The 24,037-nt window shown below is 44.6% G+C and carries 20 protein-coding genes; 8 read left to right on the top strand and 12 right to left on the bottom strand.

Features of this window, described 5'->3' with window-relative positions; all coding sequences use genetic code 11:
- Nucleotides 1–12 precede the first annotated feature (12 nt).
- From ACJB0T_RS00305 to ACJB0T_RS00285, 5 genes are all read right to left on the bottom strand, one after another.
- Nucleotides 13–675: a Bax inhibitor-1/YccA family protein gene (locus ACJB0T_RS00305; protein WP_112461762.1), complete on the bottom strand. Its 663-nt coding sequence runs from the start codon at nucleotides 673–675 to the stop codon at nucleotides 13–15.
- Nucleotides 676–890: 215 nt separating this feature from the next.
- The gene (locus ACJB0T_RS00300) at nucleotides 891–1,640 is read right to left on the bottom strand and encodes an amino acid ABC transporter ATP-binding protein (protein WP_042498733.1); all 750 of its coding nucleotides are present in this window, start codon (nucleotides 1,638–1,640) and stop codon (nucleotides 891–893) included.
- A gap of 21 nt (nucleotides 1,641–1,661) precedes the next feature.
- Entirely contained in the window at nucleotides 1,662–2,759 is a 1,098-nt protein-coding gene (locus tag ACJB0T_RS00295) for an amino acid ABC transporter permease (protein ID WP_479290092.1), read from the bottom strand.
- 1 nt (nucleotide 2,760) lies between these two features.
- Nucleotides 2,761–3,963, bottom strand: a complete 1,203-nt coding sequence (locus ACJB0T_RS00290) for an amino acid ABC transporter permease (RefSeq protein ID WP_479290094.1) — start codon at nucleotides 3,961–3,963, stop codon at nucleotides 2,761–2,763.
- Nucleotides 3,964–4,031: 68 nt separating this feature from the next.
- On the bottom strand, nucleotides 4,032–5,060 hold the full coding sequence (locus ACJB0T_RS00285) for an amino acid ABC transporter substrate-binding protein (RefSeq protein WP_479290095.1): 1,029 nt from the start codon (nucleotides 5,058–5,060) through the stop codon (nucleotides 4,032–4,034).
- Between the two features lie 458 nt (nucleotides 5,061–5,518).
- On the opposite strand from ACJB0T_RS00285, the gene ACJB0T_RS00280 reads away from it, so the two are divergent.
- Nucleotides 5,519–6,457, top strand: coding sequence for a precorrin-2 dehydrogenase/sirohydrochlorin ferrochelatase family protein (locus tag ACJB0T_RS00280; RefSeq protein ID WP_479290097.1), 939 nt, complete (start codon nucleotides 5,519–5,521; stop codon nucleotides 6,455–6,457).
- 50 nt (nucleotides 6,458–6,507) lie between these two features.
- Here the strand turns inward: ACJB0T_RS00280 and ACJB0T_RS00275 are convergent, their stop codons facing one another.
- Both ACJB0T_RS00275 and ACJB0T_RS00270 read right to left on the bottom strand, forming a co-directional pair.
- Entirely contained in the window at nucleotides 6,508–6,990 is a 483-nt protein-coding gene (locus ACJB0T_RS00275; protein WP_479290098.1) for a YajQ family cyclic di-GMP-binding protein, read from the bottom strand.
- Nucleotide 6,991: 1 nt separating this feature from the next.
- Entirely contained in the window at nucleotides 6,992–8,056 is a 1,065-nt protein-coding gene (locus ACJB0T_RS00270; RefSeq protein ID WP_479290100.1) for a 3-deoxy-7-phosphoheptulonate synthase, read from the bottom strand.
- A gap of 260 nt (nucleotides 8,057–8,316) precedes the next feature.
- Between ACJB0T_RS00270 and ACJB0T_RS00265 the strand changes: the two genes are divergently transcribed.
- Nucleotides 8,317–9,216 carry a putative PEP-binding protein gene (locus ACJB0T_RS00265; RefSeq protein ID WP_479290102.1) on the top strand — a complete coding sequence of 300 codons (900 nt, stop codon included), beginning with the start codon at nucleotides 8,317–8,319 and terminating at the stop codon, nucleotides 9,214–9,216.
- Nucleotides 9,217–9,394: 178 nt separating this feature from the next.
- A complete protein-coding gene (locus ACJB0T_RS00260) occupies nucleotides 9,395–9,874 on the top strand; it encodes a PaaI family thioesterase (RefSeq protein ID WP_479290104.1) in 480 nt (159 codons plus the stop codon).
- Between the two features lie 44 nt (nucleotides 9,875–9,918).
- Here the strand turns inward: ACJB0T_RS00260 and ACJB0T_RS00255 are convergent, their stop codons facing one another.
- Nucleotides 9,919–11,268, bottom strand: a complete 1,350-nt coding sequence (locus ACJB0T_RS00255; protein ID WP_479292250.1) for a hypothetical protein — start codon at nucleotides 11,266–11,268, stop codon at nucleotides 9,919–9,921.
- 113 nt (nucleotides 11,269–11,381) lie between these two features.
- On the opposite strand from ACJB0T_RS00255, the gene ACJB0T_RS00250 reads away from it, so the two are divergent.
- Entirely contained in the window at nucleotides 11,382–12,221 is an 840-nt protein-coding gene (locus ACJB0T_RS00250) for a CvfB family protein (protein ID WP_479290106.1), read from the top strand.
- Between the two features lie 297 nt (nucleotides 12,222–12,518).
- Here ACJB0T_RS00250 and rsmF read toward each other — a convergent pair whose 3' ends face one another.
- The 4 genes from rsmF to ACJB0T_RS00230 form a co-directional block, all read right to left on the bottom strand.
- Nucleotides 12,519–13,940 carry a 16S rRNA (cytosine(1407)-C(5))-methyltransferase RsmF gene (gene rsmF / locus ACJB0T_RS00245; RefSeq protein ID WP_479290108.1) on the bottom strand — a complete coding sequence of 474 codons (1,422 nt, stop codon included), beginning with the start codon at nucleotides 13,938–13,940 and terminating at the stop codon, nucleotides 12,519–12,521.
- Between the two features lie 164 nt (nucleotides 13,941–14,104).
- On the bottom strand, nucleotides 14,105–16,741 hold the full coding sequence (locus ACJB0T_RS00240) for an MlaD family protein (protein ID WP_479290110.1): 2,637 nt from the start codon (nucleotides 16,739–16,741) through the stop codon (nucleotides 14,105–14,107).
- A gap of 8 nt (nucleotides 16,742–16,749) precedes the next feature.
- Nucleotides 16,750–18,003: a PqiA/YebS family transporter subunit gene (locus tag ACJB0T_RS00235; protein ID WP_479290112.1), complete on the bottom strand. Its 1,254-nt coding sequence runs from the start codon at nucleotides 18,001–18,003 to the stop codon at nucleotides 16,750–16,752.
- 36 nt (nucleotides 18,004–18,039) lie between these two features.
- Entirely contained in the window at nucleotides 18,040–19,836 is a 1,797-nt protein-coding gene (locus ACJB0T_RS00230; protein ID WP_479290115.1) for an ABC transporter ATP-binding protein, read from the bottom strand.
- 81 nt (nucleotides 19,837–19,917) lie between these two features.
- Here ACJB0T_RS00230 and ACJB0T_RS00225 point away from each other — a divergent pair, with 81 nt between their 5' ends.
- The 4 genes from ACJB0T_RS00225 (at nucleotide 19,918) to ACJB0T_RS00210 (ending at nucleotide 23,983) form a co-directional block, all read left to right on the top strand.
- Nucleotides 19,918–20,391: a GAF domain-containing protein gene (locus ACJB0T_RS00225; protein ID WP_479290117.1), complete on the top strand. Its 474-nt coding sequence runs from the start codon at nucleotides 19,918–19,920 to the stop codon at nucleotides 20,389–20,391.
- Between the two features lie 98 nt (nucleotides 20,392–20,489).
- Entirely contained in the window at nucleotides 20,490–21,119 is a 630-nt protein-coding gene (proQ, locus tag ACJB0T_RS00220; RefSeq protein WP_479290119.1) for an RNA chaperone ProQ, read from the top strand.
- 17 nt (nucleotides 21,120–21,136) lie between these two features.
- Nucleotides 21,137–23,140 (top strand): carboxy terminal-processing peptidase, encoded by a 2,004-nt coding sequence (gene prc / locus ACJB0T_RS00215; RefSeq protein ID WP_479290121.1) that lies wholly within the window; start codon nucleotides 21,137–21,139, stop codon nucleotides 23,138–23,140.
- A gap of 180 nt (nucleotides 23,141–23,320) precedes the next feature.
- Nucleotides 23,321–23,983 carry a hypothetical protein gene (locus tag ACJB0T_RS00210; protein ID WP_479290122.1) on the top strand — a complete coding sequence of 221 codons (663 nt, stop codon included), beginning with the start codon at nucleotides 23,321–23,323 and terminating at the stop codon, nucleotides 23,981–23,983.
- Nucleotides 23,984–24,037 lie beyond the last annotated feature (54 nt).

Genomic DNA, 24,037 nt, shown 5'->3' with positions numbered 1-24,037 from the left:
TACGAACTAGAATTAATCGTTGTTCATAATGCCTAGGATAGACAATAGGCTGATAAATAGGTTGTAAATAGATACGTACAAGCTAACCGTTGCAGAGATATAGTTTGTTTCACCACCACGTACAATTTGCTGAGTTGTTAGCAAGATTACGCCAGTAGAGAACAGAACAAACATGCCGCTCATTGCTAGGTGAATCATTGGCATTTGTAGGAAGATGTTCGCGACCATACCGATCAGAAGAACAACGAAACCTGCCATTAGTACACCGCCTAGGAACGACAAATCACGTTTAGTCGTTAGTGCGTATGCAGAAGCGCCTAAGAAGGCTAGAGCAGTACCGCCCAGTGCTGTAACGATGACATCACCCATACCTGCGCCGACATAGGCGTTTAGGATAGGGCCTGTTGTGTAACCAAGGAAACCAGTGAACAAGAACGTGAATACTAGACCCATGCTGTTGTTACGGTTCTTCTCCGTCAAGAATAGTAGGCCGTAGAAACCAACCAACATTAGGATTAGTCCTGGACGAGGTAGGTTCATTGCCATAGAGAATGCTGCAACGACCGCAGACCAAAGTAGCGTCATAGAGAGCAGCGCGTAAGTATTTCGCAATACTTTGTTTGTTTGCAGTACACTCGCTTGAGCAGAACTGCGAGATACCATAGGATCGTTCATAATCTTCCTCATAGATGATTGACTTATGTTTATATGACTATTTATGGGGTTAAATGTTCAAAAGATCAAGTCCCGCAGCGAAAGTCATTGCACAAAATCATAATAAAAATAACTGCTTAAGGATATAACAAGTTGTAACACAATATTTCCACTGTACATCAAAGACCTACAAAGAAAAGGCGACACCTTGGTCGCCTTTATTACATTGGTACTTATTAGTGGTGCAGAATCTGACTAAGGAAGTTCTGCGTGCGGTCGGATTGTGGGTTTTCAAAGAAATCAACTGGGTTGTTTTCTTCGATGATTTCCCCTGCATCCATAAAGATAACGCGATCCGCTACTTCTTTCGCAAAGCCCATTTCGTGTGTTACACACAGCATGGTCATACCTTCTTCTGCCAATTCCACCATAACGTCTAGTACCTCACGAACCATTTCTGGATCGAGTGCTGAAGTCGGCTCATCAAAAAGCATAACCTGAGGGTTCATGCATAGAGAGCGTGCAATAGCCACACGCTGCTGCTGACCACCCGAAAGCTGACCTGGATACTTGTCTGCCTGATCTGGGATCTTAACGCGTTCAAGATACTTCATTGCAATCGCTTCAGCTTCTTCTTTAGGCATCTTTTTTACCCAAATTGGAGCGAGGGTACAGTTTTCTAACACCGTTAGGTGAGGGAAGAGGTTAAAGTGCTGGAAACACATGCCAACTTCACGGCGAACCGCTTCAATGTTTTTCAGATCTTCGGTGAGCTCAGTGCCAGAAACGTAAATGTGACCAGCTTGGTGTTCCTCTAGACGGTTGATACAGCGAATCATCGTTGACTTACCTGAGCCAGACGGGCCACAGATAACGATTTTCTCGCCTTTCTTAACGTCTAGATTGATGTTTTTTAGTACGTGAAACTCGCCGTACCACTTATTCATGTCCTTTAGTTGGATCATGTAATCTTCTTGTTGCGTCATAATACGTCCTCGAATTTCCGTTTATCGTTTGTGACCGGTATGCAGTTTGTTCTCGAGATAAATCGAGTATCTCGACATGCCAAAACAGAACACCCAGAACACTAACGCGACAAATACATAACTTTCCGTAGCAAAACCTAACCATTCAGGGTCGGTGTTCGCAGCTTGTCCAATACCGAGTACATCGAACATACCGATGATGAGTACCAGACTGGTATCTTTAAAGAGACCGATAAAGGTGTTTACGATTGATGGAATAGTGATTTTCAGCGCTTGAGGCAGAACAATCAGTCCCATCTTTTTCCAATAGCTTAAACCCAATGCATCGGCGGCTTCGTATTGCCCTTTAGGAATCGCTTGTAGACCACCACGAATAACCTCGGCCATGTAGGCGGCACTAAACATTACCACACCGATGAGTGCACGAATTAGCTTATCGGTTTCTACGCCCTCTGAGAAGAACAGCGGTAGCATAACCGATGCCATGAACAGAACCGTAATAAGTGGGACTCCACGCCAAACCTCAATATACACCGTACAAATACTGCGGATGATTGGCATTTCGGAGCGGCGCCCAAGGGCCAGCGCTACACCAATCGGCAGGGATACGATAATACCGACTAAAGCGATAATAAGCGTTACTAATAGGCCACCCCAGCGGTGTGTTTCAACGACTTCTAGCCCAAACACACCACCATACAGAAGTGCACCAGCAATAAATGGATAGATGTTAACAAAGAACAACCAAATCCATAGACGCTTAGGTGTGCGTTCGTAGGCCAGTAGGGCAACGAACAGTGCCAATGTCGCGTAAAACAAGCGTGGTCGCCACAGTTCAGCCTGCGGGTAGAAACCGTACATGAACTGTTCCCAGCGTACGCTGATAAATACCCAACATGCCCCTTCGCGAGAGCAAGCATCGCGCGTAGTACCTACCCAGTCGGCTTTAAGAATTGCCCAGTCGAACACATACCAAAGTAGTGATAGAGCAAAGTATCCTAAAACAATCGTCAAAACTGAGTTAGCAGGACCATTAAATAAGTTTTTACGTAGCCAACCGACAACACCTACAGTGTTGGCTGGTGGCGGGAGATCGGGTTGAAATTGATGCTGACTCATATTATCTCTCCACCAAAGCAACTTTCTTGTTGTAAACGTTCATCAGTGCAGACGTGAGTAAGCTTAGAGCTAGGTAGACACCCATCGTCATTGCGATAACTTCAATAGCCTGACCCACCTGGTTAAGCGTGGTACCGGCGAACACCGAAACCAAATCGGGATAACCGATTGCCATCGCAAGCGATGAGTTTTTCGTCAGGTTCAAGTACTGGCTGGTGAGTGGTGGAATGATGATACGCATTGCTTGAGGAATAACGACAAGCTTAAGCGTTCTTGAACGTGGCAGCCCAAGTGACATCGCAGCTTCAGTTTGACCATGGTTAACCGCATTAATACCAGAACGTACAATTTCAGCGATAAACGAGGCAGTGTAAATACTCAGTGCCAAAGTTAATGCTGCTAGTTCTGGAATGATGCTGATACCACCGCGGAAGTTGAAGCCTTTCAATACAGGGTACTCAGCTGTGATCGGCATACCCATAACAACGAATACAACCGTTGGAACAACAACAATAAGTCCAAGAGCAATACGACCCATAGGTGTTTGTTGACCTGTGATCTTTTGGCGGTTGTTCGCCCAAATATTGATAATAATTGTCGCAACAATACCAATAACAAACGCTGCGATCACAACGCCACTGCCTTCACCAAATACTGGAGCAGGGAAGTAAAGACCGCGAACGTTCAAGAAGATTGCTTCGCCTAAGCTCATACTTTGACGAGCAGAAGGCAGAGCTTGAAGTACTGCGAAATACCAAAAGAAAATTTGCAGCAAAAGAGGAATGTTACGGAAGATCTCGATATAGATTGCAGCAAAACGGCTAACGAGCCAGTTTGATGACAGTCTCGCGATACCCATGACAAAACCGAGAAGGGTCGCAAACACAATGCCCAGTACAGAAACCAGAGCCGTGTTTAAAAGCCCCACATAGAAGGTGCGTCCGTAAGAGAAGGTTTCATCGTACTCTATCAGCGTTAGACCAATACCAAAACCTGCCTCTTGACTTAGGAAATCAAAACCAGTAGCGATGCCACGAGCAGCAAGGTTATCTAGAGCATTGTTAACGATGGTGTAGAAGAAAAGTCCAAGAGCGAGTACGGCGAAGACCTGGAATACAACGGAGCGAAAGGTGGGGTTGTATAGTAGATTTGCGCTTTTCGCAGGTTTATCCTGCGATGCGACTTGAGTCGTAGTAGGTTTCATACAGCTATAACCTCAAATCCTTTGAAAAAGGGCGGTAAAACCGCCCTTATTGGAGCATGAAAACGCGATTAGCGAATTGGTGGCGCGTACATGAAGCCGCCAGCATTCCATAGTGCGTTTACGCCACGAGAGATTTGCAGAGGAGAGCCTTCACCTACTGTACGCTCGAAGCTTTCACCGTAGTTACCTACTTGTTTGATAACTTGGTAACCCCAGTCGTCAGCAATGCCAAGACCTTTACCTTTAGGACCGTCAACACCAAGGATACGCTTGATGTTTGGATCTGTAGATTTCAGCATTTCGTCAGCATTCTTTGAAGAAATGCCGTACTCTTCAGCGTTCACCATAGCAGCCAATGTCCACTTAGCGATGTTGAACCACTGATCGTCACCTTGACGAACTACAGGGCCTAGAGGCTCTTTAGAGATGATTTCTGGTAGTACTTCCGCTGAGCTTGGGTCTGCAAGGTTTAGACGAAGCGCATAAAGACCAGATTGGTCAGTGGTAAGCACGTCACAACGACCAGAGTCGAAACCTTTTGAAGTTTGTGCTGCCGTATCGAATACAACTGGCTTATACTCCATACCGTTGTTACGGAAGTAATCGGCTAGGTTAAGCTCAGTTGTTGTACCAGACTGAACACATACAGATGCGCCATCCAGCTCTTTAGCGCTTGTTAGGCCAAGTTCTTTTTTGACCATAAAGCCTTGACCGTCGTAGTAGTTAACACCAACGAAGTTCAGACCTAGAGCCGTGTCACGGTGTAAAGTCCAAGTTGTGTTACGAGAAAGAACGTCGATTTCACCTGATTGGAGAGCGGTAAAGCGTTCTTTTGCTGTCAATGGAACGTATTTAACTTTGGTTTTGTCGCCCAGTACCGCTGCCGCAAGCGCTTGGCAATATTCTACGTCAATACCTTCCCACTCACCTTTTGAGTTAGGGTTAGAGAATCCTGGAAGACCAGTACTAACGCCACAAGTTAAAACGCCAGCTTTAGTGACTTTGTCCAGAGTTGAGTCTGCAGCCATTGCTGAAGTACTCATCATCGCAGCAGAAGCCGCCACTAAAGAAGCAATAAGAGTGAGTTTCTTTGCCATTGTGTATCCTTCCTGTTATTTCCGTGTAAGTCAGGTCCAGCCTGAATACCATGTGCTAATTATTGTTGTGTTTCGGTAGAGGCTGTTGTTTTTGAACCGAATTGGTGCAAGTTGTCACAGCCGTTTAAAGCGTAGATAATGAACTATGAATACTCAAATTATTAATTTAAATGGTTTTTTGAGTAGTCACTCAACGCCAAACAATTGTTAGAATGGCTAAGTGTGATGACTTTGTAAATAGTGCAACTAAGCACTAAAAAAGTGAATTAGAGAGTGGTGTGTTAAAGTTTCGTTAAGGCAAGATAAAGTTAATGTCATTTCGCTAGTTGTTTATATTTTCATCTATTAAATGCGTTAAATTTGGTTGGAAATAGTTTTGTGATCAATGTCTCGGTGACGATTTTGCACTGTTTTGGTGATCATGAATGAATAGTTATATCGTTTAGAAAAGGAAAATTATGCGTTACTTTCCACTATTTATGGACTTACTTGAAAGGCCTGTTTTAGTCGTTGGCGGCGGCGAAGTCGCTTGTCGAAAAGTCGAAACTCTTGTTCGAGCAGGCGCTCGTGTTACGGTTGTCTCACCTAAAGTTGAGCCTTATCTTCGGGAACTGAGCGAGAGTGGAAAGTGTGTTTGGATTCCGCGTTTTTACGAACAAGAGTTGATGCGAGATGAGTTTGTCCAAGTATGGGCGACGACAGACAACCCTGAGCTAAATCATAGAGTGCATAAAGATGCGAAAAGTTCCGGTATTTTAGTCAATGTAGTGGACGATACACCTTACTGTGACTTCATTACACCATCGATTATTAACCGTGGAAGAGTACAAATTGCGATCTCTAGTGGCGGCTCTTCACCGGTTTTGATTCGAGGTATACGAGAGAAGTTAGAAGCCGTTTTGCCAATGAACACGGCTCAGTTAGCGGATTTTGCTGCCAGCAAACGCAGCGATATTAAGCGCCATTTTGCGACGGTAGATGAGAGAAGAAAGTTTTGGGAACTGTTTTTCAAGCAGCCGCTTGTTATCAATTGTAAAGACAATCAAGAGCTTGAAAAAGCCTATCAAGCGTTGATTCACGCTGATGCCGAATTTACCGATTCGTGTACTTGGATTGAATTTGGCGAAGATCCCGAGCTGCTACCGATCAAAGCGATGCGAATTATGCAGGAAGCGGAGATTGTATTTCATGATAAGCAGTGCCCGTTTAGCTTTGTCGACTTGGTAAGACGAGATGCAGAGCGAATAGCGTTTGATGATGTTACTCAGGTCTCTTCTGACATTATGACAAGAAAAGCGGACAAACAACGTATTGTGGTGTTTGTCGAACCGAATTCGTCTTCTTATAAACTGCTCAAGGAAGGTGATGAAGTGATTGAGTTGGCGAAGGTAAAATAAAAGGGCGTATCGCCCTTTTATTTTTTACAGATTAAGCTGAAAGAATTCGCTTAGTCTCTGAAGTTATTGAACTGGAACGGCTGGCCAAGCTCGCCGTTTTTAACCAGTTGCATCGTTGCTTGCAAGTCGTCGCGTTTTTTACCTGTTACACGAACTTTGTCGCCTTGGATAGACACTTGTACTTTGATCTTTGAATCCTTAACAAGCTTGACGATTTTCTTCGCCATAGGAGTCTCTATGCCTTGTTTGAACAATACCGTCTGGTTCCATAGCTTGCCAGATTGTTCTGCAGTTTGAGATTCCATTGCGTTTACATCAACGCCACGTTTCGTCAGGTTGCCACGCAAAATGTCACGCATTTGCTTAAGCTGAAAGTCACCTTCACAAGAGAGTTTGACGGTCTCATCATTTAAAGTGAATGTTGCTTCAACATTGCGAAAATCAAATCGAGTAGAGATCTCACGGTTCGCATTGTCTACGGCGTTGCGCAGCTCTACGGTATCGATTTCAGAAACGATATCAAAAGATGGCATGTTAACTTTCCTTTTCGTTACGTTGTTTAACGGCGTCAGCAAGAATATCGAGCATATGAACGGTGTCGTTCCAGCTCAAGCATGGATCTGTAATGGACTTGCCGTAAGTAAGGTTATGGATATCTTCCATACCTTGATTTCCTTCCTCAATAAAGCTTTCAGCCATGATACCTGATACTTTATGAGAACCAGCAATGACTTGGCGCGCGACTTCTTTAGCAACGTCGATCTGTTTGCGGTGCTGCTTTTGACAGTTAGCATGACTAAAGTCGACAACTAATCGTGCTGGTAGGTCAAACGATGCAAGCTGTTCGCATGCAGCGTCGATAGATGCTTCGTCAAAGTTTGGACCTGTGTCGCCACCACGTAAAATTACGTGACCAAACGGGTTGCCGCTGGTGCGATATACTGTCATGCGACCATGTTTATCTGGCGAGTAAAAGTAGTGTGACGCTTTTGATGCGCGAATCGCATCGATAGCGATTTTAACACTGCCGTTTGTGCCATTTTTAAAGCCGACCGGACAAGAAAGGGCAGAGGCCATTTCACGGTGGATTTGTGACTCTGTAGTACGAGCACCAATAGCGCCCCAAGTGATTAGGTCTGCAATGTATTGACCGGTAATCATATCTAGAAACTCAGTTGCTGTTGCAAGGCCAAGTTTGTTGATATCAAGAAGCAATCCACGTGCTTTGTTCAGGCCCGCTTCAAGTGCGTACGAACCGTCTAGGTTAGGGTCGGTAATCAAACCTTTCCAACCGACTACGGTGCGCGGCTTTTCAAAGTACGTGCGCATGACAATAAATAGTTGGTCTTTGTACTGATCTTGGATAGCGCTGAGGCGTTTAGCATAGTCTAAAGCCGCTTCGGTATCGTGTACAGAACATGGGCCTACAATGCAAAGAAGACGGTTATCGTCTCCAGTAAGAATATTTTCAATTTGACGGCGAGAATGCGCAATGCGCTCTGCTACGTCATCAGTAATTGGGTGGTTAGCGCTCAATTCTGATGGAGTTGGCATTGGACCTAATGCCTGTGTTCTTAGTTCATCGGTCTTTAATGGCATGATGGTGCAGCCTGCAAATTATTATGAAGCGGTTAAGATAACGGAATTGTTCAGTAGAATAAACCACTAATATAGCTATTGCTCAATCATTTCCATGAACACTTAAATTTTAACGCTATGTTTGCCTAAAAACAGAGCGATTTTGCTGTTAAGTTACTGAACGAAAGTCGGTTAGCCATTAAATTGCCTGAATACCTTGTATTCTATGTGGTGAGTCGGTATTTTGCCAAAAGCAGTAATAATTAGAGCATGGAGCAACAATGAGTTACCAAAAAGAACAGCCTCAAACTAACACGCCATCGGGACTCAATGTCGGCAATGTTTTGCCCAGTTTTGTGGAGCAAGTCCCAGCGTCTTCTCTCTATGTATCCATTTCAGAGCTGATTATGGAAAAGGTGTTTTTTCACCCGGGCTTTTCCGCGGCAGAATCTGAACTTGATCCGGTAGAAACAGAAGCCATTCAAGCGCTGCTTGGAGAACAAACCGCGGAAGAGTTCTTTGTTTCCACACTTGTTGAGTCGATCACGTCATCGATTACGCCTGAACACTCTTCGATTTGTGTTGAACTCAATGACGCGACCAGTTACGAAATGAGTGCGTTACTGGGCGGTAAAGTGGAAGCGGACGAAATCAATCCACAGTTAGGCCTACGCGGTGTTTCTCGTTTTTCTTCTGAGTCGTATCAAGCCTGTTTTGCCCTTGAGTGCGAAGTCATCAAGACATTGCGAAGCCAAGGTCATGATGTCGCTATTGTTGTACCTTGTGTTCGTGCGCTCAGTGACGCTGCCAAGATCATTGATCGATTGGCGGAACGCGGACTGCCTCGCGGTTTAAACGGTCTGAAAGTATTGTTTGCGTGTGATACGCCATCGGCCGTTCTGCTATCAGAGCGCCTATTACATTACTTCGACGGCTTAGTGCTTAAGCTAGAAAGTTTAACCCAGCTAACGCTCGGTGTTGATTTGCAGCATGATGAGTTAGCTCATCTGTATGACCCTCAAAATGAAGCAGTGTTGGCGTTAGTCAAGCAAGCAATAGCCGCCTGTCATCAAGTTAACAAACCAGCGAGTCTCCTAGTCGACAATTTGTCTGACTTGCCTCAATTGGCAGAGCTGCTGCAAGATGAAACTAAGGTAACGGTATTTCCCGTTAGTGAGTAGAGCTACCTTATCAGGCTAATTATAGGAACGCTTCAGCGGCTGACTTCTTATTTTATAGAAGTCAGCCGTTTTTTATTGCAAAGTTTTCTCGCTTGGCTTTTGTGTTGTTAACATTTCTTTGACAATTGGTGCGTATTTTGGCTTACTGGTCTGACTAGTTGTTCAGAAGGATCTCAACATGTTTAGCGCGTTGCAAAAAGCCAACTTTTATCTCAACACATTCGGTTTCTTTAAGGTGCCCTTAATTTGGCTTTGTCGCCCTAAGTTATTGAAGCTCGATGAAGACGAGGTGCAGTTGCTGATTCCGCTAAAGCGCCGTACTAAAAATCATTTAAACAGTATGTACTTTGGGGTGCTTGCAGTGGGGGCTGATGTCGCTGGCGGTTTTATGGCGATGAGTAAAGCGCAGCAGCGGGGTAAACGTGTGTCGTTAGCATTTAAGGAAGTGGAGGGCAAGTTTCTTAAACGTCCCGAAGCCGATGTGATTTTCACCTGTAAAGATGGCAATCTTATCGATGAGATGCTAGATGAGACGATTCGCTCGGGTGAGCGAATCAATAAACCGGTTCGAATTGTGGCCACGTGTCCAAGTTTGCATGGTGATGAACCTATGGCCGAATTCTCTTTAGTGTTGTCTCTTAAGGCGAAGGCTTCTTAAAGCGAATGTCTCCCAAGAAGGAAATGACTCAAGGCCAAACAGCCTTAAACGGGTATCTGCTCAATATCGACAATTTTTGAACGATTGAGAACAATCTTCCAGCGATAGTAAACAGGCTCTTCGCCTTGGTTGTTTTCTCTTACAATGAGGTTGAGTAGGTGGCGTTTCTCCAATGACTCTTTAACGACCTGACCTTCTTGTAGTTTGTAGATCCGGTTATTGGATTTATCCATTAATCGGGTCAAAGCTCGAAAGTTAATGTTTAAAATCTCTCGCGTTTGCTCATAGCCACTTGTAAAGCGCGAGGTTGCCATTTCGGTATGCGAACGATAGTGCAGCACCTCTTCTTCTCTTTGCACTGAACGTTTCTTGCGAATACTCTTAATTCGATCGGGCAATTGGTCGAACGTGCTGTAGTCTAGCCACTCAATCTTCTTACCCACTTCTTTTTTTGTTGTGGCATCAATAAAGCGGCGACGCCATTTCGGTTTACCTCGTTGTATCCAACGCCACATTATGTCGCGTAAGTCGTCCTTAAATACTTCTCGTAAGGCATAGATGACGGACAGCACCAAAATAAACGAGGCGGTAATTTCCCCTAGATAGTCCCGCGCCAATATCACCGCCGAGGTAACAAACAACATCACCAATCCCGTCGCGGAGCCTTTGATGACTCGCTTGGTATTGTTTCCCATGCTGGTGGATTTCGATTGCAGCACGATAGGGTGCTCAATCAAGCGACGCAACAAACGCATCTTGTTGGCAAGACGAGTGGGGTCGTTCTTTACTTTGTCAGAGTTGTAATTATTTAAGTTACGATGTGCTTGCTCCTTCTCAACAATCGTAATCAAACGATCTTTTAAAGGCGTGTAAGATTTACTATTCGGGATATACACGACCAACTCAAGCAGCTTTTGTCCTGTATACCAAGACAGGTAGTTATCAATATTGGCGTAGTGGCGCTTAAGGTGCTCTTCATAAGGAACAGAGCGACGCATTTTTTTCAGAATATCGAGCACCAGTTCAATAACTTCGTCGACTTCATCCGCCGTCACTTCGTCTTGCGAGGTTTCTTTTAGTGTCGCCACTGCTTTATCCAACGCGATGACGTATTGGTAAGCAAACAAGCTCAAACTCACACGGTATTGTGTGTTTGATAAGCGGCCGCGTTTCGCCAGTCGTGAGTGGACTAGCGGAAGTAATGTTTCATTACTGTAGTAGGCACGTTTTTGTGAAATAGATTCATGATAAAAATCAGACTCAGAGATGAGATGAGATTTCATTCCTAACTCATTGGGAACAAATAAGAATACATCTAAGTCTAGCTTTTTCGTGTTGGCCATTACATGCGCAATTTTTAGCGTAATGGCATCTTGTTTGTCTACGGTGATCAACCAACTCTCTCCAAGTACTGAGATTGCGCTAAGCATATCAGAACCAAGGTAAACTAGCATCTTAAAGGGAGTTAGGTATAATCGCGCCAACAACCCCATTAGAGATAAAAAACATGATTAGCATAGGTCGTATTAACCAATTGGAAGTAATTAAAGAAGCAGACTTCGGCTGGTTCTTGGATGGAGAGGACTATGGCTCTATTCTACTTTCGAAAAAGCATGCTCCAGCGGACATCGCTATCGGTGACACGGTCGATGTTTTTATCTATTTCGATGCAGATAACCAAGTTGTCGCAACAACGGATACTCCTATTGCTCAAGTGGGCGAATGGGGTCTGATGAAAGTTGAAGGCATTAACAGCGTCGGTGCATTTGCAAGCTGGGGTATTAAAGAAAAAGATTTGTTGATCCCTTTTAGTGAACAACGTGGTCGCCTGTCAGAAGGGCAAACTATCTTAGTTTATGTCTATACGGATAAAGCATCAGGGCGCATTGTTGGCACCACTAAGTTCAATAAGCTCTTGGATAAGACGCCAGCACGCTACCAGCGCAATGAACAAGTCGAACTTCTGATCGCTGAGCGCAGTGAGCTAGGCTACAAAGCCATTGTCAACGGTCAGCATTGGGGAATGATTTTCCCATCTGATGTCATCGGCAAGCTGTTTGTCGGTAAGAAGCTTAAAGGCTTTATCAAGCAGATCCGTGAAGATGGCAAAATTGATCTGTCACTACAAAAAATTGGCGTGGCGAAAATGGATGACTTGAGTGAGAAAATTCTGAGCTTGCTTGAGAAGAAAGGTGGCTTCTTGCCATTGAGCGATAAATCGACACCAGAAGCTATCTTCGCGGCATTCAAAACCAGTAAAGGTACATTTAAGAAGAGTATCGGCGGTCTATACAAGCAAGGTAAGATCCGTATCGAGAAAGACGGAATCTACCTTAACGCTGAATAGGTACTGGTTAACATCATAAGTTTGCGACCAAAAAGAGGCCCAAAACTGATCCTGATTTGGGCCTAGGGGAATGGCTCATGGAGAGCCTACGCTAACTGTAAAAGATGGACGGTGTTTCAAACGCTATTTCTTGTAACAATGAGCCTATAAGCCTTTTGAATACTTGCCTCGTGGAAAGTATGTCAAACGAAGGACGCTTTCTGCCTGTGTCTTGATAACCTTTAAAGTGTAGTACAGAACAGTAAAAAAGCGATGCTGATAGCGGTTTTAACCAGGTAAAACCGCTATCCGATTGGCTTAAAAAAGATTTTTGTCGCGCACTAATTCCCTAGGCAATCCATTTTTAACTCGATTTCCCACCCATTTGCCAAGGCCAATGATAAAGCCATTGTAGCTAACCAAGACTTCGCCTTTACCGCTTAGTCCTTCTGGACGCACATCACGCCCCATAAACCACTCTCTGGCATCTTCAATACTCAAAGGTACGGCATCAGCTTCGGCAGTTGCTAAAGCAGTGGCGACTTGATGCTGCCATTTGTAGCCTTTTTTATGCTGCTCTGCGATTTTGATACCCATTCGGGAAAAGCGAAACTCACCCAACATCGGCTCTAATGCTTTTGGGAATAACCAAATGTCATTATCGCGTTTCCAAAGCTCGCTGTTTTCTGGAATAGAAAGTGAAAATGCTTGTTCTAAGTGCGTGACAATGTCACTAACTTCTTTCTTGGTAAGCTGACTAAAAGGGAATTTACCGAGCTTTTTCTTAACATCTGGTGAAGTAACAGAGGCGTGTTTGGTAAACTTGGCAATGAAAAAGCCTTCGCTATCATAGGTCTGAGGGAAAACGTGTAGGAAGCCTTCCGGAGTTGTCGCCTTGTCAGCACCTTCAAATAGAGTGATCAAGCTCTCGGCTTGAACTGCGTCTCCGAAGGTATCAAGAAGATGCGCGGCCACGTTTTGATTTTCTTCTGGGCTAAGTGCACAGGTTGAATAGACCAGTGTACCGCCGACTTTTAGTGCATGGAAAGCACTCTCAATGAGGTCTTTTTGGGTAGCGGCAATCTCGGCTGTAGAATCTAAGCTCCAGTTTTTCATCGCGTCCGGATCTTTTCGAACCGTACCTTCACCCGAGCAAGGTGCATCGAGCAAAATAGCGTCGAACTGTTCTGGCAGCCAACCACCAAATACACGCGCATCATAGTTACTCAGCGCGGCATTGCGTACGCCGCAACGCTCAATATTGGCATGGAGCACTTTAACGCGACTTGCCGCAAACTCGTTTGCAACCAATATACCTTGGTTGTTCATAAGTGCAGCTAATTGGGTGGTTTTAGAACCCGGCGCTGCCGCCATATCTAATACAGACTCGAAATTCTCTGTAGAGTCTGAATAGAGGGCACTCGGTGGTAACATTGAACTGGCTTCTTGGATGTAAAATAGCCCTGCCATGTGTTCAGCTGTATTGCCTAGTGGTACAACAGACTCGTCGGCCTCTATCCAGAAACCTTCTTTACACCAAGGGATGGGTTGTAAGCTCCAGCCTTTTTGTTCGGCGGTTTGTTGAAAGGCTTCAATGGTCGTCTTGAGCGTGTTTACACGAATACTTTTCCTAAGTGGTCTGCGACAAGCGTCAATAAAATCACTCATTGATAAGTGCTTTGGAAGGAAGCTGTCTACGTGACTTAGAAAATCTTCTGGGAGATAGACGTTAGAATGCAAAATGAAGCCTTTTGATACTGTATTGAGTTGCGCTGGATTATAACCATAGCAGGGTGTGAATGAAACCAGCTATCACAGATACGCGCATTGAAGTAACAGTATAATAGCAAGCAAAAAATAGCCCGCTGGGCGGGCTATTATAGGACGCTTAATCGAAGGCCTACCTAGGGAGCAGGAATAGCCGTGCGCCATTGTGTCCAACTAGCATCTGCTTCTTTATTTAAGTAGAAGGTTTGTCCAGCTTCTGCTTTTGGCTGCAATTGGCTGCCTTCTGGTGTAGAGAACGTAATACCGCCACGTAGCAGACTATCGACAGTGCCTGCTTTGACATTGGCTCCGGACAAGCCAAATTGAACGTTTAGGCCAGAGGCATTCCAAAATACGCTATTGGTACGCACAAGGTAAGCGTAGTCAGGGTCGATCTCGATGGTAGAAACCACTCGGTCTGCGAATGGCCCAAGTTCGACTAGCGTTACGCGGCCTACTTCAATGTCGCGATAGAGGATAGGGGTTCCAGGCTTGATAGAACCCCGGTTCTCACTTTGTAAGATGAACTGCACGCCATTATCGACTTTCGCGAAGTCATGCAGGGCGAATGACTTACTCGGCTCGCCTTTACCCGGCTCAACTGCAATATACTGAGAAACAATGGCACCGAGGTTCTTCACGCCATTGAGACCAATCTCCGGCTTCACCATCCAGTAATAGGCTCCTGTGTTGGTAAGTTGTTTTACGTATTCAGGCAGAATGCGAGCAACCACCTCGACGCGATCTCTGTCGAAATCCGGTAGGGTCAACATCACTTCACCAACTTTCACACCTTGATACTTAATCGCCATACCTTTATTGATGGACTGATCGTTAGCGGTGGTAAATAGAGTGATTGACTGACCAAACTTACGCGCAGAGTTAAAATCAGAATAGAGCTTCCAGTTTGCGCCTGTCTTGTTTTCAATACCTGGCAAGCTATCGAAGGCGATGCCACCGTCAATGAGCGTTTTCAAGGGTGCCGCTTTTACGTTAATACCAGAGAGCGACGCTTCAACTTCAACGCCCGAGCGATTCCAAAATACCGTTTGCTTGGTGATAAGGTGCTTGTATTTATTATCAATAGACACATTGATATACACGCCACCATCAGTCAGCTCGTAATCAGCGACACTCCCGACTTCCATATTACGATACAGCAGTGGGCTACCTTTTTTAATCGGTGGCAATTCAGCAGCAAATAGCTTCATTGTCATAGCGCCAGATTGATTGTGTTTAGCAAGCTCTGCCAATGCTTTGGTTTGGAAAAGGGGGAACTCTGCACGTTCGGTTTTTTGCCCTTCGCGAACAAAACTAATGGAGCCAGTCAGCAGTTGTTTCGCTGGAGGTACGGTGACGTTAAGCCCTGCCTCTGTGAGCTCAGCGGTTGCACTACCCGACACGAAAAAGCGGTTTTGAGAACGAATGAGATGCTTATATTCCACATCAATCGCAATATCCATGGCCACCTGATCGTCTACCAATTCAACACTGGATATGTTGCCGACAGGGATACCACGATAGAGAACATTTACCCCGGGCTCTAACCCGTAGGAATTGTCAGCAAGTAGGCGGAGTGAGACAGATTTTGCTTGTACTTGGTCGAGTTCCTCTTGCTGAATAGCAATAAAGTCACGAGTTTGTGGCCCTTCACCTGGAACTAACGTTAGAAAATTGCCAGTCAGCAAGTTCGACAAGTTTTCTACACCAGTAAGGGATACTTTGGCTTCTTCAAGTAAGAAAAGGGTGCCTTGGTTGAGCATGTCGCTAAACGCCGGTTCGATTGAAGCGGAAGCGATAATGGAATCACGTCCATCATTGAGAGCTAAATTGTTTATGCGGCCAATTTCAAGCCCGCGGTACATGATTGGTGACCCATTACCTTTAAGGTTGCTGTTGTCCGGTAGCGTGATCTTAACAGGAATGCCTCGGCCAGCCGTTTTAAGGTCTTTGTAGAGTTTAAAATCGGAGCCATCTTTAACCGGTTCACCGCCATCAGGAGAATCCACCGCAATCGCTCCTGCCAAAATCGCAGCTAAACTTTCTAAGCGAATATCGACGCCCTGAAAACCGACACTTGCTCCAATGCCGCTCACATTCCAGAAGCGACTCTTGTTGGTAATGATGTGACCAAACTCTTCTTGAATAGACGCTTTGATAATGACCGTTTCCGCATCATCATCAAGCTTGAAGTTGTAAACTTCGCCAATAGGTATTTTCTTGTAAACAATCTTTGAGCCAACGGAGATGCCACCTAGATCCTTTGCTCGAAGAGTAACAGTAAGGCCATCGTTGATCGCAAGCTCTGTTGGTACTGACTCAAGAGCAATGAATTTGGATTTTGAGCTGCTGGACTTTGTTGCAGGGTGAATGGCAATGTAGTTACCTGAGACCAGTGCATCGAGACCAGAAATGCCTGATAAAGACGCGGAAGGTTTTACCAGCCAAAACTTAGTGTCTTCGCCAAGCAGTTTTGCAGCTTCTGGATAGATGTCGGCATCAACATAGATATTCGAGAGATCTTCGGATAGATTGATATCTCGAATCATACCAACTTCGAGACCTTGGTATCGGATGGTGGTACGCCCGGCGATTAAGCCTTGTGCATCGGAGAAATAGATTTGAACACGTTGCCCTGCATCGTGCACCGCTTTTACCAATAGCCAACCTGCTAAGGCAATAGTCAAAATAGGCAAGATCCAAAGCGGCGAAATTCTTCGCGTTTTCTTTATCTCTGGCGCAAAAGAGGGCTGTGGCTGATTATCATTACTCATTAATGCTACTACTCAACAGTGTTGTCTGACTCAGATTGTATTTTGGAGGCATGTTTATCCCACAACAATCTAGGGTCAATAGATTCGGCGGCTAACATAGTTAAGACCACCACAATTCCGAATGCAACCGCGCCAAACCCCGGGGTGAAGTTCAGGATTTGACCGCGATCCACTAGCGTTAACATGATGGCGATGACGAACAAGTCGGTCATCGACCATTTACCAATCCACTTGATGGCTCGGTAAATCATCAGCGCATGACGATGATTTTTGACCATATTGAATTGAATACAAATAAGAAGGTATGCCAGTCCCACTATTTTAGCGACGGGAACCACGATACTGGCAACGAAGATAATGATCGCGATGCCCAACATGTCGTTGTTAATTAATGATGCCACACCAGAGAAGATCGTATCTTCCAATAGTTGACCATTGGTAATGAGAATCGAGATGGGGATCAAGTTTGCAGGGAATATCGCAATGGTTGCAGCAATTAGGAGAGCCCAAGTTTTCTGCATCGAATTAGGCTTACGGTGGTGCAGGGCGCTACCACAGCGAGTACATGCGGTGCTTTCTTGCTGCGATAGATGGCAGCTGTGACAGTGAATCCGTTTTTCGGTAATCGTTAAGCGACTTTCTGGATGCCACAACTCCCAATAGCGGCGAGTGCTGACGCGGTTGATAATCAGAATAGTTATGACTTGCAAGATAACCAAACTGTAAAGGGCATTGCCAACGAAAATATCGGAATAGTCTTGCAGCTTGAAACAGGATATCGCCACACTAATCAGGAATACATCCAACATCACCCAATGGCGACTGTGGTCGAGAATGAAGAGCGACCATTTAAAGGGCATAAACCAACGTCGTTTCAGCGAAAAATGCGCGGTCAGAATAGAAAAACACATCGCAAGTGGTGCAATGGTGTGACAAAACAGGGTAAGTAGCGCTAGACCAAGATAGCCTTCCTTAACGAGAGCGTGGAAGCCTTCCATTAACGTACCCTCTATATTAACTCCGACCAAACGAATCGTAATAAAATCGAAATAATAAGAGGGAATAAACAGCAATAGGCAGGTGATAGCCAGCGCCAGATTACCATTCAGTGATGCGTGTTCGCTGCGATACACTGTGGTGCCGCAGCGAGGACAATCTGCAGTTTGTCCTGGTTCTAGAGGAATAGTGTCGACAGGTAATTCACAGTTCTCACAGAGACGAACTTGCGAAGCCGGTGATGAGTGGGCACAGCTTTTCATCATCACCAGTCTTGTTGCTTAGGTAATGTGCGGGTAACGTTAGCTTGCTGACTGCACTGTGCCGTATAAGGTTTGGTACAGACCTTCTTTTTCAACCAATTCAATATGGGTTCCTGATTGTGTTACCTGACCATCTTCGAGTACATAGATAAGGTCTGCTTGCTTTACTGCTGAGAGTCTGTGCGCAACGATAAGGGTTGTGCGATCTTTTAAAAACTCACTAAGCGCAGTATGAAGAGCAGCCTCTGTCGCTGTGTCGAGAGCCGATGTCGCTTCATCCAAAATCACAAACTGCGGATCGCTTAAAATCATACGAGCGATTGCCAAGCGCTGTCTTTGACCGCCTGACAGCCGAATGCCATTTTTGCCAATTTGAGTTTCTAGCCCATCAACAAGCTGAACTGTGACATCTTGTAGCTGCGCCACTTTCAGCGCATTCCATATAGAGAAGTCATCGTACTCTTTTCCAAGAGTCAAATTATGCCTCAAGCTGTCATTAAAGAGTATAGGTTGCTGTAAAACAACAGCAATTTTATCTCGAATTATGTCAAAACCTATGTCGTTTGTATCAACTCCATTGAATCTGATGATTCCTTGGTTTTGCTTATACACGCCAATAAGTAACTGGATGAGTGTTGACTTGCCACCACCACTGGCCCCAACGAGGGCAACTTTTTGTCCGGCAGGTATATTCAAACTCAATTGATTGAGGACAGATTTCTCTGAGTTATAGGAGAACACCACGTTCTCAATCGCAACATCGACTTGGGTGTTGTCGACAAACGGATTAATTTTACTGACAATTTGTGGCTCTTCTTCAAGATCGAGTAGGGTATTGATGCGGTTAAGTGCCGCTTTAGCACTGTACCAAGAAAACTGAATACTCAGTAGCTCTTGAACAGGACCCAACATAAACCACAGGTAACCGAACACCGCAAAAATTTGTCCGATGGTCAAATCACTAAATAGTACCATTACCATGGCTACGGCTCTGAAAAGTTCAAAACCTATCAAGAACAGCAAGAAGGAGAGTCGACCGGCAGCTTCACTCTGCCAAGCATACTTGTCGGCATTAGATCTTACCTCATTAGCATGCTCTTTTAATTGGTTTAGAAAGTCGCGCTCTCGGTTAGCTGCGCGCAGCTGATAGATACCGTCCAAGGTTTCAACCAAGCGATTTTGGAATCTCTCAAAAGCTTGGTTTTCGCGCTTTTTGAGGTGCTTGACCATGCCGCCTAGTTTCTTTGAAAAGTAAACCACTACAGGGTTGACCAACAGAATGAACAGGCCGAGGCGCCAGTCTAGCCACAGAAGTACGACTGCAGTGCCGATCACAGTAAGGAAACTAATAATAAACTTGCTTAGTGTAGAGCCAATGAACTGGTCGATTGTCTCAATATCCGTAATAAGGTGGGCGTTAATCCCACCGCTGCCACGAGTTTCGTACTGGGCAATGCTAATTCGTCCAAGCTTGTCGATCATTTTGCAGCGGATTTGATAGGTAATGGTCTTAGACACTAGGGTGAATTGACGTCCTTGTAGGATGTTTAAACCTTGGCTGACTGTGCGCATGAGAACTACCAGCACTAAAGTCATAGCAATGTAACCGATAGGAGTTTGCCAGCTATCGAGCATAAAGGTGTTCATCATATCAAGGCCGCTTGCCGGTTGATCTAAGAGAACTTCATCAACCATTAAGGGCATTAAAAGTGGAATAGGGACGCTAATCAGTGTGGCGATAATCGCGATGACATTAGCAACGACTAAGCGTGGCTTGTGATTTTTTACTTGAGTTATCAACCAGGAACGGCTAATAGTGTCTTTGGTATTCGGCATGTTATTGAGAACGGTTCCTATTACTGTTTTTTGGGATTGTACGTTTATCGTCAGAATTTGAAAGCTATTAATGGAAATATCATGAATCTAGACAACTATGAGCGTCTTACAAAACAGGCGGTTGCGCTCATTGAATCGGAAACCGACTTCATCGCAAACCTTTCTAATATTAGTGCACTTCTATTCATGGAGTTAGAAGACCTTAACTGGGCTGGCTTTTATTTGATGAAGCAAGGTGAGCTTGTGCTTGGTCCATTCCAAGGAAAACCAGCTTGTGTACGTATTCCAGTTGGCCGAGGCGTGTGTGGCACTGCAGCTGCGACCAACACTGTCCAATGTGTATACGATGTTCATGCATTTGAAGGTCATATTGCGTGTGACGCTGCGAGTAATTCTGAGATTGTAGTTCCGTTTTCTATCAATGGTGAGATTGCTGGGGTGCTGGACATTGATAGCCCAAGTATTGGCCGATTCAACGAAATTGATGAAGAGGGATTAACCAAGTTCATGGATTCCATACAAAAGGTGCTTAATTCCCATACAAACGTGGGCTAAAATCACATTTGCCTGTGGTTTTTCTATTGCAGGTCACTATAATACCAAGAATATTTTTCTTAATGCTTCGCGGATAACCGCATTAACCAGGAACCCACATGGAAAACACTGAGAAGTTGAAGAACAGCAAAGAAATTATCGCGTATATTGCTGAATGTTTCCCTAAATGCTTTACTGTAGAAGGTGAAGCGAAACCACTTAAAATTGGTATCTTTCAAGATCTTGCTGAGCGTCTAAAAGATGATGAGAAAGTAAGCAAGACTCAGCTACGTGCAGCGTTAAGACAATACACTTCTTCTTGGCGTTACCTACACGGTGTTAAACCTGGTGCAGTACGTGTTGACCTAGATGGCAACGATTGTGGTGTGTTAGAAGAAGAGCACGTAGAGCACGCAAAAGCGACTCTTGCAGAAAGCAAGGCAAAAGTAGCTGAGCGTCGTAAAGAACAAGCTCAAAAAGCTCGTGAAGAGGGTAAAGCGAAACCTAAGGCTAAAAAGCCTCAAGGTGCACGTAAGCCGCAAACTACAAAGAAAACAGCGAAAGTAAGTAAGCCAGTTGAAACGCGCGCTTTGAATGCAGATGAGATGATCATCGGTAAGCAAGTAAACGTAAACATGGGCAAAGGGAACATGGCTGCGACCATTGTTGAAATCAATAAGGAAGATGTGCGCGTTCAGCTAGTAAATGGCCTACAAATGGTTGTTAAAGCGGAGCACCTGCGCGCATAAAGGAGAAATTCCTACGCATGAAGTGCCGTTCAAAAGTATCTTTAATCGCTGCTAGCCTTTGGCTAGCAGCATCTTCGGCTCAAGCCATTGAAGCAAAGTACGAAAAATCAAAGATTCCTACTTTAGCTCCAGAAGCTCAGCATGAGACCGCCAGTAAACGCGTGACATCTCGATTCACTCGTTCTCACTACAAGCATTTCACTTTAGATGATGAATTTTCAAAGGCGATATTTGCTCGCTATTTGGAAATGCTCGACTATAACCGCAATATTTTTACCCAACCTGACATTGATAAATTCGACGCATGGTCAACTCAGCTCGATGATCAACTGAAAGCGGGCAACAACCAGATTGCGTTTGATGTTTACAATCTCTCAATGCAGAAACGCTACGATCGTTTTGTCTACGCACTTTCTTTGTTAGACAAAGAGATGAAGTTTGATGTTGATGAGGCAATTACTCTTGATCGTTCAGAGGCTGCATGGCCAAAAGACGAGGCTGAGCTTGATGAGTTGTGGCGTAAGCGCGTCAAATATGATGCCTTGAACCTCAAACTCGCTGGTAAAAATTGGGACGAAATTAAAGAGACATTGGGCAAGCGTTATAACAACGCAATTAAACGCCTTACCCAATCACATAACGAAGATGCGTTTCAGATTTACATGAATGCCTTCGCGCGTGAAGTTGATCCTCATACTAGTTACCTGTCACCACGTTCTGCTGAACAGTTCCAATCAGAGATGAATCTTTCTCTTGAAGGAATTGGTGCAGTGTTACAAATGACAGATGACTATACCGTTATCCGCTCTTTAGTCGCTGGTGGCCCAGCATCGAAAAGCAAACAACTGGGTGAAGGTGATCGAATCATCGGTGTCGGACAAGATGGTGAAGACATTGTTGATGTTATCGGTTGGCGATTGGATGATGTCGTGCAGCTAATTAAGGGGCCAAAAGGCACCAAAGTTAAACTGCAAATACTTCCAGAAGGCAAAGATGCTAAAGCGTCAGTCGTAGAGATTGTTCGTGACAAGATTCGCCTTGAAGATCGTGCAGTTAAGTCAGAAGTCATTGAGAAAGACGGTAAGAAAATAGGTGTCCTTGAAGTACCTAGCTTCTATGTTGGACTTTCAAAAGATACTGACAAATTGATTACTGAGCTGAAAGAAAAAGGCGTTGATGGCATCATCGTTGATCTTAGAAACAACGGTGGCGGCGCACTAACAGAAGCGACAGCAATGTCGGGTCTGTTCATTGAAAGCGGTCCAGTTGTTCAAGTTCGCGATAGCTACGGCCGAGTGAATGTGAACAGTGATACTGACGGAAAAATCAGTTATCAAGGTCCCCTGACTGTATTAGTAAACCGCTACAGTGCTTCGGCTTCTGAAATTTTTGCAGCAGCGATGCAAGACTATGGTCGAGCTATTGTCTTGGGTGAGAACTCGTTCGGTAAAGGCACGGTTCAGCAACACCGTTCGCTAAATCATATCTATGATTTGTTCGACAAAGAGCTTGGATATGTTCAATACACTATCCAGAAATTCTATCGTATCGATGGTGGTAGTACTCAAAATCGTGGTGTAGTGCCAGATATAGCTTTCCCGACGGCGGTTGATCCGGCGGAAACAGGAGAGAGTGTCGAAGACAACGCTCTACCTTGGGATAGCATCGATAAAGCGAAATACACTCAGTTACAACGTAACGATGAAGTGATCGCTGCACTGACTGCATCACACGAAAAACGCATTGCTACGGATATGGAATTCGGCTTTATTGCTGAGGACATTACCAAATACAAAGCGGAAAAAGATGATAAGACGTTGTCTTTAAGTGAAGCAGCACGTAAACAAGAAAGTGATGAAGCAGACGTTCGTCGTTTGGAACGAGTTAACCAACGCCAGAAAGCCGCAGGTGAAAAGCCTTATGCGACGTTGGATGACATTCCAAAAGATTACGAAGTGCCAGACGCTTATTTGGATGAGGCAGTTGCAATCACTGTCGATCTTGTTAACAGCAAAGCGTAAGCGCTGTTACTACAAAGAAGTGTGACTAATAGAAACGAGCGGCAACGCTCGTTTTTTTTCACCTGTATGAAAGCGGCTTCAATTCTGATACTGGAAATTAAAAACCGTGATTTAGATCAAAAAACTTAGCAATCTCGTATTAAGCCTCCTAAGCTTTAAGTAACGGTGAGGGGGATACATATGAGATTGATTACGCTAATTCTGTGTGTTTTTTCGTTTGGGGTAATGTCGGAAACGCGCAAAGATAATAATGATTTGACACAGTTTGATCAGCCGTTTTTGCTTGGGGATTGGTATTTGGTCAATCCCAGCCCCGGTGAATCACCAGATGCTTTTATGGCCATCAAGCTCACACTTCAATCTAACTACTCGTTCAGTATTGATATTCAAAAACAAGATTACAGTATCGAACATTGGGAAGGGTTGTTCACTGCCAACGACGATACCATCATTCTTGGCCTAAATTCCGATGAGCCACAAGTCTATAGTTACAGTGGTAATCACAACATGCTCAACCTTAATGGGGTTGTCTTTACCAAAGCACTCTCTAACTCGCTTGCTGGAATTTGGTCATCAGTAAGTGTGTCGGGTGATGACAAACATGCTCAAGATATCGCTCGCATGGATTTAATTCTGCAGCCGGATTTTGTTTTCACCTTCCGTGTCAGTTCAAGCGAAGGTAGTGAAGCTATTCATAGTGGGGTTTACTACACAGAAGATGATCATATCGTGCTCCTATACCAAGATGGTGAACACGATGCCACTTATACACTAGATCAAGATGAACTCACTCTAGAAGTTGAAGATGGTGATATGTTTGCGGTGTTAAATCGTATCCGTTAACAAAAGTTTATAAAACATTTGAGCGTCAACTCACGTTGGCGCTTTTTTGTGTCT

This window comes from Vibrio sp. CB1-5, assembly GCF_059412285.1.
This window is presented reverse-complemented; position numbering and strand designations above follow the sequence as displayed.